Origin of the sequence: Microbispora triticiradicis (assembly GCF_005864065.1) — a bacterium.
In the GTDB taxonomy this organism is placed as follows: Bacteria; Actinomycetota; Actinomycetes; order Streptosporangiales; family Streptosporangiaceae; genus Microbispora; species Microbispora triticiradicis.
In genome coordinates, this window is the sequence record NZ_VANP01000001.1 from 350,477 (window position 1) to 364,843 (window position 14,367).

Here is a 14,367-nt window from a genome sequence, read left to right on the forward strand (position 1 = left end):
CGAATCTGAGATTTTGTTGGTCAAGGCTGTCCGTATGCGAACACTGATCCGTAAGTCGACGACGTCGCTGGTCGCATCACTGGCCGCCGGAGCGCTGGTGGTCTCCGTCCCCACCGCCTCCTCGGCGGCGACCACGGCGACGCGAGCGGCCACCAGCACGGCCACCAGCACAAGCACGACCACCACCGCGGCGGCCGCCGCCCCGGTCGCCATCAAGGTGAGCTATCCCTACCGCGTCAGGGCGGGCCGGGTGGTGTCTTTCAAGGTCACCCTCGTCAACAAGCTCAAGACCAGGACAGACGAGATTTTCCTGGCCGCGAAGTTCCCCAAGAACGTCAGCAAAGCCCGCATCTACGTTCCGCAGGGTTCTCACTACAACGAGCGGTGCACCAGGGAACGAATCCGGGCGCTCTGCGTGCTGCCCGGCCTCAAGAAGGGGAGGATTTACACGTTCTGGGCCAAGGCCTGGGTGAGCGGATCGGCGCGGGGCAAGCTCTACGGCTATTTCGGCGGAGCGGTGACCGACACGTCACTCAACACGGACCCCAAGCAGCTGCTCAGCGAGTTCGGTGACAGCATCAGCTGGGTGAAGACGAAGAGCACAATCACCCGCTGACATTCGGATCCGCAATCTTCACATTAAAGATCTTTACGGATGATGTGGGGGGATGGTACAAAATCTTCCCCATTGCGGGGGAACCTCCCTTTCCCCCCATCGTCCTCAGGAGACACACACTCATGCGTCACCCGATCGTTAAGATCGTCGGCCTCGCGACGGCCGCGCCGCTCGCGGGCGCCCTGTTCCTCGCCGCGGCCCCGGCGGCGTCGGCCGCCCCGGCGTCCACCGCCGCGGCGACCGCCAAGGCGGAGCCGTACTCGAACTTCTACGTGGTCGCGAAGGGCCCGAAGAAGGCCAAGGCCGGCTCGCGGATCACCTACACCGTCGGCGCGGTCAACCGGGGCCCGCACCTCGCCGACACGTACTTCGTCGGCGGCCAGCTGCCCAAGGGCATCGAGCGCAAGGTGTACTACAGCGCTCCCAAGGGCACGGGGTGCGCCTTCTTCCCCGACGGGTTCTGGTGCGTGGTGCCCCGCGCGCTCGAGGTCGACGACGCGGTCTCGTTCTCGATCACCGTCAAGCTGAAGAAGGGCGCCCGCGGCACCGCCCTCGCCCGCGTCGGCGTGGACCAGTGGGACGTCCCCAACGGCGCCGAGGACCTCAACCGGCGCGCCTGGAAGGAACTGGGCGTCAAGCACTGGTACTTCCTGAAGACGGTCAAGACGAAGATCGTCCGCTGACCTCGCCATAGCGAGCCCCGACGACGCCCGTCTGCCCCGGCAGGCGGGCGTCCGCCGTTTCCGGGCCGCCGTCCGGATGACCGGCCGCCCGGCTCAGACCGCCCGGCTCAGGCCGCTATGGCGGGTCTGCCGGAGTCCGGCAGGAGCGCCGTTCTGACCTGGGCCTCGGTGATCCTGGCCAGCGCCGCGCGCGCCGTGCCGCGCCGGGACCACTCGCCCCGCCCCGGCTCGCCGTGCGCGTCCACCCGGCCGGGGCCGCGCGGGGCCGCCTGGTCCAGGCGTACGCCGGGGAAGACGGTCACCTCCGCGACCAGATCCCGGGTCGCGACGATGCGCAGGAGCGACGCGACCAGGGTGTCGTCGCCGACGAACGACGGCCGGGTGGACGGCGTCGCGCACTCGCCCACGCCTTCCACGAAGCGCAGCGCGACCGGCCGTACGGGCACTCCCGCGTCGAGCGCGGCCTGGAACACGGCCGGGCGGAAACGCCCCATCTCCCGGCCGCACCAGGTGGTGCCCTCCGGGAACGCCGCCACGCTCTCGCCACGGCCCAGCGCGGCGGCCATGTCCGCGACGACCCGCGGCAGGGTGGACAACGCGTCCCTGTCGACGAACAGCGCGCCGCCGCCCGCGGCCAGGGTGCGGACCACCGGCCAGCGGGCCACCTCCGCCTTGGCCAGCGGACGGCAGGGGAGGGTCGCGGCCATCACCAGGGGATCGAGCCAGGAGACGTGGTTGCCCACGAGCAGGGCCGGGCCGCCGTCGTCGTGTACGGCCCGCGCCCTGGCGGAACCTCCGAGACAGGAGAACCCGCGGCGGACCACCACCCTGATGCCGAGTGCCCGCAGGAACAGCCGCGACCAGCGGGCCACGGCCGCTCCCCGCCGGGCCGTACGCCCGATCACGAGCGCGAGCGGCAGACCGGCGGCGAGGACGGCGACCGCGCCCGCGAGCCGGGCGGCCCGCCGCAGCGGCCCGGCCGTCCGCGTCTCGGCCCGCAGGCACGCGGCGGGCGCGCAGGACGACACGGGCAGCCAGACCGAGCGCTCGGCCGAGGAGCCAGCCGGGGAGACAGCCGGGGGAACCGGCGCGAGGGCCGGCGACGGGGGCGGTGCGGGGGTGGGCGGCAGGGGCGTGACCGCGCTCACGGCGTCTCTCCCAGAAAGTGCCGCAGGTAACGCGGGTCGGTCTCGGCCAGCGAGAGCAGCACGAAGAAGTCCGCCGTGCCGAAGTCCGGGTCGTACGCGGGCGCCCCGCAGATCCAGGCGCCGAGCCGCAGATATCCGCGCAGCAGCGGCGGCAGCACGAACCGGTCGGGCCGGGGCACACCCGCGTCGCGCCAGGGCGTGCGCGGGGTCACCCGATACTCCTCCGGCCCGAGCGGCACCCGGTCGACCACCCCCGCGGCGACCACGCCGCCGTCGTCGAGCGGCACCGAGCAGCAGCCCGCCAGCCAGGCGCAGCCGTGATCGGTCAGGTAGCGGGCGATCCCCGCCCACATCAGCGCGACGACCGCCCCGCCCCGGTGCGCGGGATGCACGCAGGTGCGCCCCGCCTCGACCAGGCCGCCGCGCAGGCCCTTCAGCGCGGCGAGGTCGAACTCGGTCTCCGAGTAGAGCCGGTCCGAACGGCCGGGAGGCAGCAGACGGTAGGTGCCGACCACGGTGTCCCCCTCGCGGACGAGGAGATGGTCGCAGTACGCGTCGAACCGGTCCGCGTCGTGACCGTTCAGCGGCGAGTCGAGCCGGGCGCCCATCTCGACGGCGAAGACCTCGTGGCGCAGCCGCTGGGCGGCGCGGACGTCGGCGGCGCTCTCGGCGAGGCGCACGGTGTAGCGGCCGCTGTGGTGGCCGGTCCGCAGAGAGCCGGGCTGGAGTGGTCCAGGGCCAAGGGAGATCGTCATGTGTCGTCACGTCCTTCCTCGGGGCATGCGCCCACCACCATGACGACATGCGGAAATGACGCCGCTCCCTCAGCCCGGGGGCACGAAGGCGTCCGCATCGTGAACCTCGTGCGCGGCCACGACAAGCCGCACAGTAACCTCAAACAACGTGAACCAGCGCACGCTCCTGATCACGCTGACCGGTCCGGATCGCCCGGGCGTCACCTCACGGCTGTTCGCCGTACTGGCCGGGTTCCCGGTCGTCGTGGCCGACGTGGAGCAGGTCGTCATCCGCGGCCGACTGACCCTCGGCGTGCTCGTCGCCTACGCCGGAGGGCCGCCCACCGGCACCGGAGGCACCATCGGCGGGCTGTGGACGGCCGTCGAGCAGGTGGCCGCCGATCTTGACATGGACCTGGAGATCGCCACCGGCACGACCTCCAAGGAGAAGAGGCGGCGCGGACGACTGCACGTCACCGTCCTGGGCGCGCCGCTGCTGCCCGCCGCGATGGCGGGGATCTCCGGGCGGATCGCCGCGAGCGGCGCCAACATCGACAGGATCGAACGGCTGTCGAGCTACCCCGTCACCTGCATCGAGCTCGCGGTCTCAGGAGCCGACCCACAGGCGCTGCGGGCCGAGCTCGCCACCGAGGCGGCCGCCCAGCAGGTTGACGTGGCGGTCCAGCGCAGCGGCCTGCATCGCCGTGCCAAGCGCCTCATCGTGATGGACGTCGACTCGACGCTGATCCAGAACGAGGTCATCGAGCTGCTGGCCCGGCACGCCGGCTGCCTGGATGAGGTCGCCCGTGTCACCGACGAGGCCATGCGGGGCGAGCTCGACTTCGCCGAATCGCTCGTCAGGCGGGTCGCGCTGCTCGAAGGCCTGTCCGAGGAGGTCTTCGAGAAGGTCGTCAAGGAGGTCGTCCTCACCCCCGGCGCCCGCACGCTGGTCCGTACGCTCAAGCGGCTCGACTACCGCTTCGCGATCGTCAGCGGCGGCTTCACCCAGATCACCGACTCTCTCGTGGCGGACCTCGGCATCGACTACTCGGCCGCCAACACCCTGGAGGTGGTGAACGGCCGGCTCACCGGCCGGGTCGTCGGCGAGATCGTGGACCGGCCGGGCAAGGCCCGCGCGCTGGAGCGGTTCGCCGCCGAGGCGGGCGTCCCGCTGAGCCAGACCGTGGCGATCGGCGACGGCGCCAACGACCTCGACATGTTCGCCGTCGCCGGGCTCGGCATCGCGTTCAACGCCAAGCCGATCGTCCGGCAGGCCGCCGACACCGCGGTCAACGTGCCCTACCTCGACTCGATCCTCTACCTCCTCGGCATCTCCCGCGAGGAGGTGGAGGCGGCCGACGCGGAGGACGGCATGCCGCCCGCCACCACCTGACGTCCCTCACCGTACGGTCACGAAGGCGCCGCCCACCGCGGCGCACAGCCGTACGGCGTCGGCGTCCAGCGAGCGCAGCGCCTGGTCGGCGGCGGCGGTCCGCAGGAGCGCCCGGCGTGACCCGGCGCCCTCCGGCGCCGACTCCAGCTCGGCGAGCCGCCGCTCGGCCTGCCCGCCGACCCACAGGGCGTCGTCGGCCAGCCCGCGGCTCACGCCCGCGCCCGGCTCGTACGGCTCCCCCGCCTGCACGGCCTGCGAGGCGGACTGGAGCTGCCCGGCCACGGCGTCCAGGACGTCGGCGACCGGCCCCGCCCCGAGCGGCTCGTCCCGGAGCAGCGAGAACATCGTCAGCAGGTCGTCGCGGACCCGCTGGGCGGCGTCGAGGGCGCCGCCGACTGCCTCCGGGGCGGTGCCGCCCGGTTCCCTCGCGATGTAGCCGAGCGCGCCCGCGACCATCTCCGCGTCCACCCCGGCCTTCCTGATCCGGGCCTCGGCCCGATCGGCGCCCGTCCTCCCCCGCGCCAGCTGCGCCAGCGCGCGGGCGGCCGCGGCGTGCGCGCCGAGCATCCGGCCCACCCGATCGGCGAGCCGCCGGGTCTCGCCCCGCGGCCACAGCAGCCGCGTGCAGGCGATCGCGATGGCCCCGCCCGCGAGGGTCAGGGCGACCCGCGACTCGGCGATCCGCGCGGTCTGCGGCACCTGGAAGTCGAGCAGCAGCAGCACGCACATCGTCATGAACGTCGCCCAGTAGGCCTGGTGGGTCGGGGCCAGGCCGAACGCCAGCGCGGCCGACACCCCGATCAGCGCCACGAGCGCCCAGTGGCCCGGCGTGAGGTGCAGCACGGCGGCCGAGACCAGCCCGCCGACCGTGCTGCCGCCCACCCGCGCCCACACCCTCGCCCGCGTCTCGCCGTACGTCGGCTGGATGGTGACCAGCACGGCGATCACCAGCCAGTGCGGGAACGCGGGCTTGAAGAGCACGATGACGACCGAGGCGAAGGCCGTGCCGAGGACGACGCGCAGGGCGTGCCGCACCCGGGGGTCGTCGAAGGCGAGCGGTGGGGGCGCCGCGAGCCCGGCGAGGCCGCGCGCGGCGGCGTCGAGCCCACTGATGTCGAGCCGGGAGACGTCGAGCCGGGAGACGTCGAGCCGGGAGACGTCGAGCCGGGAGACGTCGAACCCGGGCGCGCAGAGGCGGCGGGCCTGCGCGGCGGCCCCGTCCAGCGCCGCCTGGATCCGCCCCACGCTGTGGGCGACCTGACGCAGCAGGACGAGCACGACCATCTCCCGCTCCCCGCCGGCGATCCGCTCGCGCAGCCGGTCGACCCGGGCGCCGAAGTCGACCACCGGCTCCCGCAGCGGAGGGCAGTCGGCCAGGTAGGCCCGCAGCGCGCCGGCGAGCGACGCGGTCAGGTCGGCGATGCCGGCCTCCTCCATCGCACGGGGCGCCCGGCGCCGCAGTGTGTCGGACAGGCCGCGCAACGCGACGATCTCGTGGAACACCCGGCGAAGCGCGAGCGCGACCTCGTCCGCCGCCCGCGAGCGTTCGCGGCGCAGCCGCCGGGCCCGGGCCGTGCCGACCTCGGCGAGCGCGTCCGCCGCCGCGCGGCGGCGCGCGTCCCACTCGTCCCGGCCCGAGTCCCGGCCCGAGTCCGCTTTACGCACCGCGGCGGGGTCCGCGTCCGAGTGCGCGTCCGGGCCTGTGTTCCGGGCGGCGGCATCGGCGGCGGGGCCGGTCACCGACCCTGTCCCCGGGCCTGGGCCTGTGGTGCCTGAGCCTGTGGTGCCTTGGCCGGTCCCTGGCGCTGTCCCTGGGCCGTTTCCTGGGCCGGTCCCTGGCGCTGTCCCTGGGCCGGTCACGGCCTCGGCCAGCGCGGCCAGGGCGGCGGTCACCTCGTTCAGCGTCGTGATGACCGGGCGGGTGCGCCGCCACGGCCAGGGCAGCGTGAGCAGGACGGCCGACAGCAGCCCGCCGAGCAGTTGCAGGCCCGTGTGCGGCACGGGGTCGAGCGGCAGCGGGTTCGCGGCCGTCAGCAGCAGCGTGAGCGCCGGTGTGACGCCGATCGGCCGCACCAGCCCGCCGAGCCCTGCCAGAGCCGAGGCGGCGCCGATCATGAGCAGGCTGCTGCCCGACACCAGGACCCCGAGCGCCGTTCCCACGCCGACCGAGACCACCGCCCCGAGCAGGTAGGGCGTCCGCACGCTCGCGGGGTTCGCGATGGCCCGAGCCGCCACCAGCCACGCGCCGAGCCCGGCCGTCGCGCCGCCGGCCGGATGGCCGGTGAGCATGCCCACGAGCAACGGGACCACCAGGCAGCAGGCCCCGGTCAGGCCGAAGCCGAGCGCGAGGCGCGGATCCTCCAGCCTCGGCGCCCTGGCGAATGCGATGTTCCGGAGCGGCAGGAGCAGGTCCCTACCCACGATCCGCGAGCGTTATCACCCCGGGACGGGCCGGAGCCGGTGCGCGTCAGGGACGGAGGGCCGGGCGCGTCAGGGACGGCCGACGCGGATCAGCCGTCCCGTCTCCGGCCCGGCCTCCTCCCACGGCACGCCGATCTCGATCACCGCGTACGCGCAGGTCGGAAAGCCGTCGAGCCGGGTGCCGGTCAGCGCCGTGACCAGTTCGTGGACGCCGGGGTTGTGGCCGACGAGCACGAGGGACGCGATCTCGGCGTCCGTACGGCGCAGCACGTCGAAGAGGTCGTCGGGATAGGCCTCGTAGATGTCCCGCTCGATCTCGGCCGGGACGCCGGGGGCGAGCAGTTCGGCCGTCCTGCGGGTGCGGACCGACGGCGAGCACAGGACGAGCGCGGGGGCGAGCCGCCGGATCTCCTCGCCGGCCGCCCGCGCGTCCCGCTCGCCGCGGGGGGTGAGGGGACGTTCGCTGTCGGGGAGACCGGGCGCGTGGCCCGCCTGGGCGTGCCGCACCACGACGAGCGTGCGGACGCTCACGGCTTCGGTGACGGCATCGCTCACGGCTTCACTCAGGGCATCGCTCACGGCATCGCCCAGACGGCGAGACCCACGATCAGGGCGAGCATCGCCACCATGGTCAGCAGGATCAGCGCGAGCGTCCTGCCCCCGTTCGGCTTGTCCATAACGGCCCAGTGTACGGACGAAGGTCCCCCGCTTGACCAAGCAGGGGACCTTCGGACGAGCGCGCCGTACGGCCGTCAGTGTGACGGCCCGCTCGGGCGTCAGTGCGCGACGGGCTCGCTCGCGCGGGCGGCCGCGTCGGCCTCGCCGGACGGGGCGATGGTCGTCGCCCGGCGCTTGGAGACGACCACGGCGCCCACGACGACCGCCACCGCGGCGACCGTCGCGACCACGCGCACCGTCACGTTGTCGGCGTACGTGACGACGGCCGGGGCGATCAGCAGCGCGACCAGGTTCATCACCTTGATCAGCGGGTTGATGGCCGGGCCGGCGGTGTCCTTGAAGGGGTCGCCGACGGTGTCGCCGATCACGGTGGCGGCGTGCGCCTCGGAGCCCTTGCCGCCGTGGTGGCCGTCCTCGACCAGCTTCTTGGCGTTGTCCCAGGCGCCGCCGGAGTTGGCCAGGAACACCGCCATGAGCGTGCCGGCCGCGATGGCGCCGGCGAGGTACGCGCCGAGCGGCGCGTACCCGAGCGCGAAGCCGACCGCGATCGGGGTCAGCACGGCCAGCAGGCCGGGCGTCGCGAGCTCGCGCAGCGAGTCACGGGTGCAGATGTCCACCACCCGGCCGTAGTCCGGCAGCTCGCTGCCGTCCATGATCCCCGGCTTGGTGCGGAACTGCTCGCGCACCTCGTAGACGACCCGGCCGGCGGCGCGGCCGACGGCGCTGATCGCGAGGCCGGAGAACAGGAACACCACGGCCGCGCCGATGATGAGGCCGACCAGCACGTTCGGGGCGTCAACCGAGAGGCTGAAGTCCGCGAACGAGCCCAGGGCGTTCTTCACGCCCTGCGACGCCTTGGCCAGCTCGCCCTCGACCGCCGTACGGAACGACCCGAACAACGCGGTCGCCGCGAGCACGGCGGTCGCGATCGCGATGCCCTTGGTGATGGCCTTGGTGGTGTTGCCGACCGCGTCCAGGGAGGTGAGCACGCGGGCGCCCTCGCCCTCGACGTCGCCCGACATCTCGGCGATGCCCTGCGCGTTGTCGGAGACCGGGCCGAAGGTGTCCATGGACACGATCACGCCGACCGTGGTCAGCAGACCGGTGCCGGCCAAGGCCACCGCGAACAGGGCCACGGTCACGTTGCCGAAGCCGAGCAGGAAGGCGCCGTAGACCGCGCCGCCGATGAGCAGCGCCGAGTAGACCGCCGACTCCAGGCCGACCGAGATTCCGGACAGGATGACCGTGGCCGGGCCGGTGAGCGAGCTCTCGCCGATCTCCCGGACCGGGCGGCGGTTGGTCTCGGTGAAGTAGCCCGTGAGGATCTGGATGGCGCTGGCCAGGACCAGGCCGACGAGCACGGCGCCGATGGCGATCAGCCGCGGGTCGGCGGTGAGCGCGGCGACGTCCGGCGACGCGCCGGACAGGCCGGCGAAGCTCGACGGCAGGTACGCGAACGCCGCCACGGCCACCAGCACCGCCGAGATCGCGGCCGAGATGAAGAAGCCGCGGTTGATGGCGGACATCCCGGAGCGGTCGCTGGCGCGGGGGGCGGTGGTGAAGATGCCGATGACCGCGGTGATCACACCGATCATGGGGACGATCAGCGGGAAGACCAGGCCCTCGGTGCCGAAGGCGGCCCGGCCCAGGATCAGGCTGGCGACCAGGGTCACGGCGTACGACTCGAACAGGTCGGCCGCCATGCCGGCGCAGTCGCCGACGTTGTCACCGACGTTGTCGGCGATGGTGGCCGCGTTGCGCGGGTCGTCCTCGGGGATGCCCTGCTCGACCTTCCCGACCAGGTCGGCGCCGACGTCGGCGGCCTTGGTGAAGATGCCGCCGCCGACCCGCATGAACATCGCGAGCAGCGCGGCGCCGAAGCCGAAGCCCTCCAGGACGTTCGGCGCGTCGCCCTTGTAGACCAGCACCACGATCGCGGCGCCCAGCAGGCCCAGGCCGACCGTGAACATGCCCGCGACACCGCCGGTCCGGAACGCGATCCGCATCGCGACCCGCTCGCCCGACTCCCGGGCGGCGGACGCGACGCGGACGTTTCCGCGTACGGCGAGCCACATTCCGATGAATCCCGTAAGAGCGGAGAACACCGCGCCGACGACGAAGAACACGGATCGGCCGATCCGCTCGCCGGTCGAGCCGGCCGGAAGCAGCAGAAGCAGGAACGGAATGATGACGACGAATATCGCGAGCGTCCGGAACTGCCGCGTCAGATAGGCGGCGGCGCCCTGCTGCACCGCCCGCGCGATGTTCTGCATCCGCTCGGTGCCCTGCCCGGCGGCGAGCACCTCTCGTACCAGTCCGCCCGCTACGGCCAGAGCGAGCAGCGCCACGACGGCGACGACGATGACAAGGGTGAGATGGGAACCGTTCAAAGCTACCGCTGTGCTTTCGCCAGCGGCGTGATAGGCAGACATCCGTCCTCCTCGGCCAGACGGGGTTTCGGTCCTCCTGCCCGGACGACGCTACGGACGAACCCTCTGGCCGTGCGGCGCACTCCCCGGGCGGTTGGCAAGTGCCGCTTCCGGTTGCATCCGCAATACCTTGGCCGGTGCCGGGAGTCTACGCAGCGACGCCGCGGATATGAAGGCCCTCGTGCCCGGGAATCGGGTCGGCGTCCGATGATGAACGAACATTTGCACCACTATGAAGGTGCTTTGACCAGCGCGGTCAGGATCTTGTCCGGCGGCATTCCCCTGGTTACGACACATCCTTGCTCTGGATTTCGGACAACCAGAACCTCTGTCGATACCTGCCGGCGGACCCATCGGAACGCGGGCATACCAAAAGATCGAGTGTCACGCCGGGGGCGACACTCGATCTGTACGGTGGTCGGCGCGCGGAGCCGGAGAGCCGGAGCCGGAACGCGGGAGTCAGAACGCGGCGACGCCGTTGGCGGAGGCGGGCCAGCTCATGCGGATGCGCATGCCCTTCGGCCCGGGAAGTACCTCGACGTCGTCCGCCAGCCCCGCGATGACCGCGATGCCCAGATTGTCGATCTCGGGCATGAGGCTGCCGTTCGCCTCCAGGACCTGAGGCATCACGTCGTCGCCCGGAGCGGCGTCGGTGACCGTCACCTCGAAACGCCCCGCGTCGTCACGTAACTCGATGCGTACGGGCTCCCCGGGGCAGTGGAGGCGGTGTGCCTCCACGGCCCGCGAGCACGCCTCTCCGACGGCGAGCCGCACCTCGTCCAGGATCGCCTCCGCCACCCCGGTGCGCCTGGCGATGGCCGTGGCGACCAGCCTGGCCGTACGCACATGGGCGGGCAGGGCGGTGAACGTCAGCTCGACGGTGGCCATGGTGCTGGTTCCCCGGCCCTCACTTGTCCCGGCCGTGGGCTTCCTTGGCCTCCTCGACCGAGGCGTAGATCCCGAAGACCTTCGTCAAGCCCGTGATACGGAAGATCTTCAGAATGCGCTCCTGTGTGCAGACGAGCTCCAGGGAGCCGTCATGCGCCCGCACGCGCTTGAGACCGCCGACCAGCACGCCAAGGCCCGTCGAGTCGAGGAAGTCCACCTTCTCCATGTTCACGAGCAGGTGGAAGTTGCCCTTGTTGACCAGGTCGATCAGCAGCTCACGCAGTCTGGGCGCGGTGTAGACGTCGATCTCACCCTCGACATCGACGATGGTGAGGTTGTCCTCGGAATGGTGGTCCAACTTCAGATCCACAGATCCTCCAGCGCCTTACTTGCGTAGGTCTCCATACGGGTCCTGCATCCTGGTAGTCCAGAAGCACGACCCCGACGCGCGGCATTCAACCACGCTACGACTCCGTGTCTATACGAAATCACGACTCCGGGCGACTCTCCCCGCAGATGCCAAACTGGAAACCAGTGACTCCGACTTCTTCGTCCTCTGCCCGAACAGGCGACCTTCTCACCCGTCTGCTCGCGGTTCCCGCACGCCGGGGGCGCGTGACCCATGTGGAGCATGTTCCAGCACGTCACGCGGGTGAGGCAAGATGGCCCGACTGGGCCCCCGATCTCCTGGTCGCACGACTGAGCCTCCAGGGGGTCGAAGGGCTGTGGGAACATCAGCTTCACGCCGCCGAGCTGGTTAAACGTGGCCAAAACGTGATCATTGCCACAGGGACCGCCTCCGGAAAATCACTGGCGTACGTCGTCCCGGCCGTCACGGAGATCTTCTCCGGCGGCACCGTGCTGTACCTCACCCCCACCAAGGCACTCGCCGCCGACCAGTTGCGAGCGTTGCGGAGGTTACGGCTGACCCAGGTGCGCGCCGCGACGTACGACGGGGACACCCCGCCGGAGGAACGCCGGTGGGTCCGGCAGAACGCCAACTATGTGCTGACCAACCCCGACATGCTGCACCGGTCGATCCTGCCGAGGCACGCGTCCTGGTCGTCCTTCTGGCGGCGGCTGCGCCTGGTGGTCGTGGACGAGTGCCACGGATACCGGGGGGTCTTCGGCTCGCACGTCGCCCAGATCCTGCGCCGGCTGCGCCGGGTCTCGGCCAAGTACGGCGCGTCCCCGGTGTTCCTGCTGGCGTCGGCCACCGCGAGCGACCCCGCCGCCGCGGGAATGCGCCTGACCGGCCTTGAGATGGCCGAGGTGACCACGGACGCGTCGCCGAGGGGCTCGACCACCTTCGCCCTGTGGGAGCCGCCTCTGACCGATCTACGCGGGGAGAGCGGCGCCCCGGTCCGCCGTACGGCCACGGCCGAGGCCGCCGACCTCCTGGCCGACCTCGTGATCGAGGACGTCCGCACGCTCGCCTTCGTCCGCTCCCGCCGCGCCGCCGAAGCCGTGGCTCTGTCCGCGCGGCACACCCTGGAGGAGGTCGAGGCCCTCGTCGACGACGATCCGCCGTACGGGGAGGACCACCCCTGGGCGTCCCCGCTGCCGGACGAACCGGGCGAACCGGCGGAGGCGGAAGAGGCGGAAGCGGCGGCTCCTGCGGTCGCTCGGAGAGTACGGCTGGCGGACCGGGTGGCGGCCTACCGGGCGGGCTACCTCGCCGACGACCGCCGGGTGCTGGAGAAGGCCCTGCGGTCGGGGGAGCTGACCGGCCTGGCGACCACCAACGCACTCGAACTCGGCGTCGACGTGTCGGGGCTCGACGCGGTCCTCATCGCGGGATGGCCGGGGACGCGCGCCTCACTCTGGCAGCAGGCGGGCCGGGCCGGGCGCGACGGGCAGGACGCGCTGGCGGTCCTGATCGCCCGGGACGATCCCCTGGACACCTACATCGTCCACCATCCGGAGGCGGTGTTCGGGCGCCCGGTGGAGGCCATCGTCCTCGATCCGGACAATCCGTACGTGCTGGCTCCGCACCTGTGCGCCGCCGCCGCGGAGATCCCGCTCGGCGAACAGGACCTGGAGATCTTCGGTCCCTCGGCGCGGGACGCGCTGGACGACCTCGTGAACCAGGGGCTGCTCCGCAGAAGGCCCGCCGGCTGGTTCTGGACCAGCCGGGACAACGCGGCCGACCTCGCGGACATCCGGGGCTCGGGCGGCGCCCCGGTCCAGGTCGTGGAGGCGTCGACGGGCCGCCTGCTGGGCACGGTCGACGAGCCCTCGTCGCACACGATGGTCCATCCGGGCGCCGTCTACCTGCACCAGAGCGAGACGTTCGTGGTCGACCTGCTCGACCTCGACGCCGGAGTCGCCCTGGTCACCGCCGCGGAACCGGACTACGCGACCTTCGCGCGGGACGTCACCGACATCCGGGTGATCGAGTCACTGCGTTCGAGAGACCTCGGCCCGGGCACCCTGCACTTCGGGTCCGTGGAGGTCACCCGGCAGGTGGTCTCGTACCTGAAGCGCCGCACCCAGACCGGGGAGGTGCTCGGCGAGGAGCCCCTCGACCTCCCGCCCCGCACGCTGTGCACCCGCGCGGTCTGGTGGACGCTACCCGACCCCGCCCTCGCCGGCCTGCGCGGTGAAGGCCGCCCCGCGAACGCCGGAGAAGCGGAGCGTACGGCGGACGCCGGGTCGCGGTCCGCAGGACGCACGAAGGATCCCGGGTCGGGGTCGGCCGGACGCTCGGCGAATCCCGGGTCGCGGTCCGCGGGGCGCTTGGCGGACGCCGGCGGCTCCGCGGCCGGGCACGCGGTGGACCTCGGCGGGGCGGCGCACGCGGCCGAGCACGCCGCCATCGGTCTCCTCCCCCTCTTCGCGACCTGCGACCGCTGGGACATCGGCGGCGTGTCCACGGAGCTCCACCCCGACACCGGCCTGCTCACGGTCTTCGTCTACGACGGCCATGACGGAGGCGCGGGGTTCGCCGAGCGGGGGTACGCCCGGGCGTCCGACTGGCTGACGGCGACGCGGGAGGCGATCGCCTCCTGCGAGTGCGACCGCGGCTGCCCGTCCTGCATCCAGTCCCCGAAGTGCGGCAACGGCAACGAACCACTCGACAAGGCAGGGGCCATCCGCCTTCTCGACGTCCTCCTGGGCCCCTGAGATTCCCTGGTCGCCCCGCCGGTCCCGCTGTCCCGGCCCGCGGGCCGGAGCCTCGCTGGAGCGGTGAGCCGCGCGCGGGCGGCGGGGACCGGCGGGGCAGCGGAAGGCGGTCACCACCCGAGGTCACCGCCCGAGGTCATGGCCCGAGGCCACCACCCGAAGCCACGGCCCGAGGTCACGGCCCGAGGTCACGGCCCCTGGTGGGGTCACAGGCCGCGGTCCCGGGCGGCGGCCGGAAGTCACGGCGGCGG

Annotated in this window: 11 protein-coding genes; 4 read left to right on the forward strand and 7 right to left on the reverse strand. The window is 72.4% G+C overall.

What is annotated here, in order from left to right; all coding sequences use genetic code 11:
• The first annotated feature begins 34 nt into the window (after positions 1 to 34).
• The gene (locus FED44_RS01745; protein WP_117409119.1) at positions 35 to 616 is read left to right on the forward strand and encodes a hypothetical protein; all 582 of its coding nucleotides are present in this window, start codon (positions 35 to 37) and stop codon (positions 614 to 616) included.
• Between the two features lie 122 nt (positions 617 to 738).
• On the forward strand, positions 739 to 1,299 hold the full coding sequence (locus FED44_RS01750; protein ID WP_138459516.1) for a DUF11 domain-containing protein: 561 nt from the start codon (positions 739 to 741) through the stop codon (positions 1,297 to 1,299).
• A gap of 107 nt (positions 1,300 to 1,406) precedes the next feature.
• On the opposite strand, the gene FED44_RS01755 is transcribed toward FED44_RS01750, so the two are convergent.
• Together FED44_RS01755 and FED44_RS01760 are read right to left on the reverse strand one after the other, a co-directional pair.
• Positions 1,407 to 2,447, reverse strand: a complete 1,041-nt coding sequence (locus tag FED44_RS01755; RefSeq protein ID WP_208758787.1) for a lysophospholipid acyltransferase family protein — start codon at positions 2,445 to 2,447, stop codon at positions 1,407 to 1,409.
• On the reverse strand, positions 2,444 to 3,202 hold the full coding sequence (locus tag FED44_RS01760; protein ID WP_138459517.1) for a GNAT family N-acetyltransferase: 759 nt from the start codon (positions 3,200 to 3,202) through the stop codon (positions 2,444 to 2,446). The genes FED44_RS01755 and FED44_RS01760 overlap by 4 nt, the downstream gene beginning before the upstream one ends.
• A gap of 148 nt (positions 3,203 to 3,350) precedes the next feature.
• Between FED44_RS01760 and serB the strand changes: the two genes are divergently transcribed.
• Positions 3,351 to 4,574: a phosphoserine phosphatase SerB gene (gene serB / locus FED44_RS01765; protein WP_187405952.1), complete on the forward strand. Its 1,224-nt coding sequence runs from the start codon at positions 3,351 to 3,353 to the stop codon at positions 4,572 to 4,574.
• Between the two features lie 6 nt (positions 4,575 to 4,580).
• Here the strand turns inward: serB and FED44_RS01770 are convergent, their stop codons facing one another.
• The 5 genes from FED44_RS01770 to FED44_RS01790 all read right to left on the reverse strand — a co-directional run bounded on the left by FED44_RS01770 (position 4,581) and on the right by FED44_RS01790 (position 11,360).
• Entirely contained in the window at positions 4,581 to 6,995 is a 2,415-nt protein-coding gene (locus FED44_RS01770; protein ID WP_138459518.1) for an FUSC family protein, read from the reverse strand.
• 69 nt (positions 6,996 to 7,064) lie between these two features.
• Positions 7,065 to 7,550 (reverse strand): SixA phosphatase family protein, encoded by a 486-nt coding sequence (locus FED44_RS01775; protein WP_244301657.1) that lies wholly within the window; start codon positions 7,548 to 7,550, stop codon positions 7,065 to 7,067.
• 221 nt (positions 7,551 to 7,771) lie between these two features.
• Positions 7,772 to 10,105: a sodium-translocating pyrophosphatase gene (locus tag FED44_RS01780; protein ID WP_138459519.1), complete on the reverse strand. Its 2,334-nt coding sequence runs from the start codon at positions 10,103 to 10,105 to the stop codon at positions 7,772 to 7,774.
• A 456-nt stretch (positions 10,106 to 10,561) separates the two neighbouring features.
• Positions 10,562 to 10,990, reverse strand: a complete 429-nt coding sequence (locus tag FED44_RS01785; protein WP_111700492.1) for an ATP-binding protein — start codon at positions 10,988 to 10,990, stop codon at positions 10,562 to 10,564.
• 19 nt (positions 10,991 to 11,009) lie between these two features.
• The gene (locus FED44_RS01790) at positions 11,010 to 11,360 is read right to left on the reverse strand and encodes an STAS domain-containing protein (protein ID WP_030506779.1); all 351 of its coding nucleotides are present in this window, start codon (positions 11,358 to 11,360) and stop codon (positions 11,010 to 11,012) included.
• A gap of 146 nt (positions 11,361 to 11,506) precedes the next feature.
• On the opposite strand from FED44_RS01790, the gene FED44_RS01795 reads away from it, so the two are divergent.
• Positions 11,507 to 14,116 (forward strand): DEAD/DEAH box helicase, encoded by a 2,610-nt coding sequence (locus FED44_RS01795; protein ID WP_244301658.1) that lies wholly within the window; start codon positions 11,507 to 11,509, stop codon positions 14,114 to 14,116.
• Positions 14,117 to 14,367: the final 251 nt, after the last annotated feature.

Bases quoted from the DNA above. Each gene is read 5' to 3' on its own strand.
- FED44_RS01745 (WP_117409119.1), top strand. From the start codon at position 35: ATGCGAACACTGATCCGTAAGTCGACGACGTCGCTGGTCGCATCACTG.
- FED44_RS01750 (WP_138459516.1), top strand. From the start codon at position 739: ATGCGTCACCCGATCGTTAAGATCGTCGGCCTCGCGACGGCCGCGCCG.
- FED44_RS01760 (WP_138459517.1), bottom strand. From the start codon at position 3,202: ATGACGATCTCCCTTGGCCCTGGACCACTCCAGCCCGGCTCTCTGCGG.
- FED44_RS01780 (WP_138459519.1), bottom strand. From the start codon at position 10,105: ATGTCTGCCTATCACGCCGCTGGCGAAAGCACAGCGGTAGCTTTGAAC.
- FED44_RS01785 (WP_111700492.1), bottom strand. From the start codon at position 10,990: ATGGCCACCGTCGAGCTGACGTTCACCGCCCTGCCCGCCCATGTGCGT.
- FED44_RS01795 (WP_244301658.1), top strand. From the start codon at position 11,507: ATGCCAAACTGGAAACCAGTGACTCCGACTTCTTCGTCCTCTGCCCGA.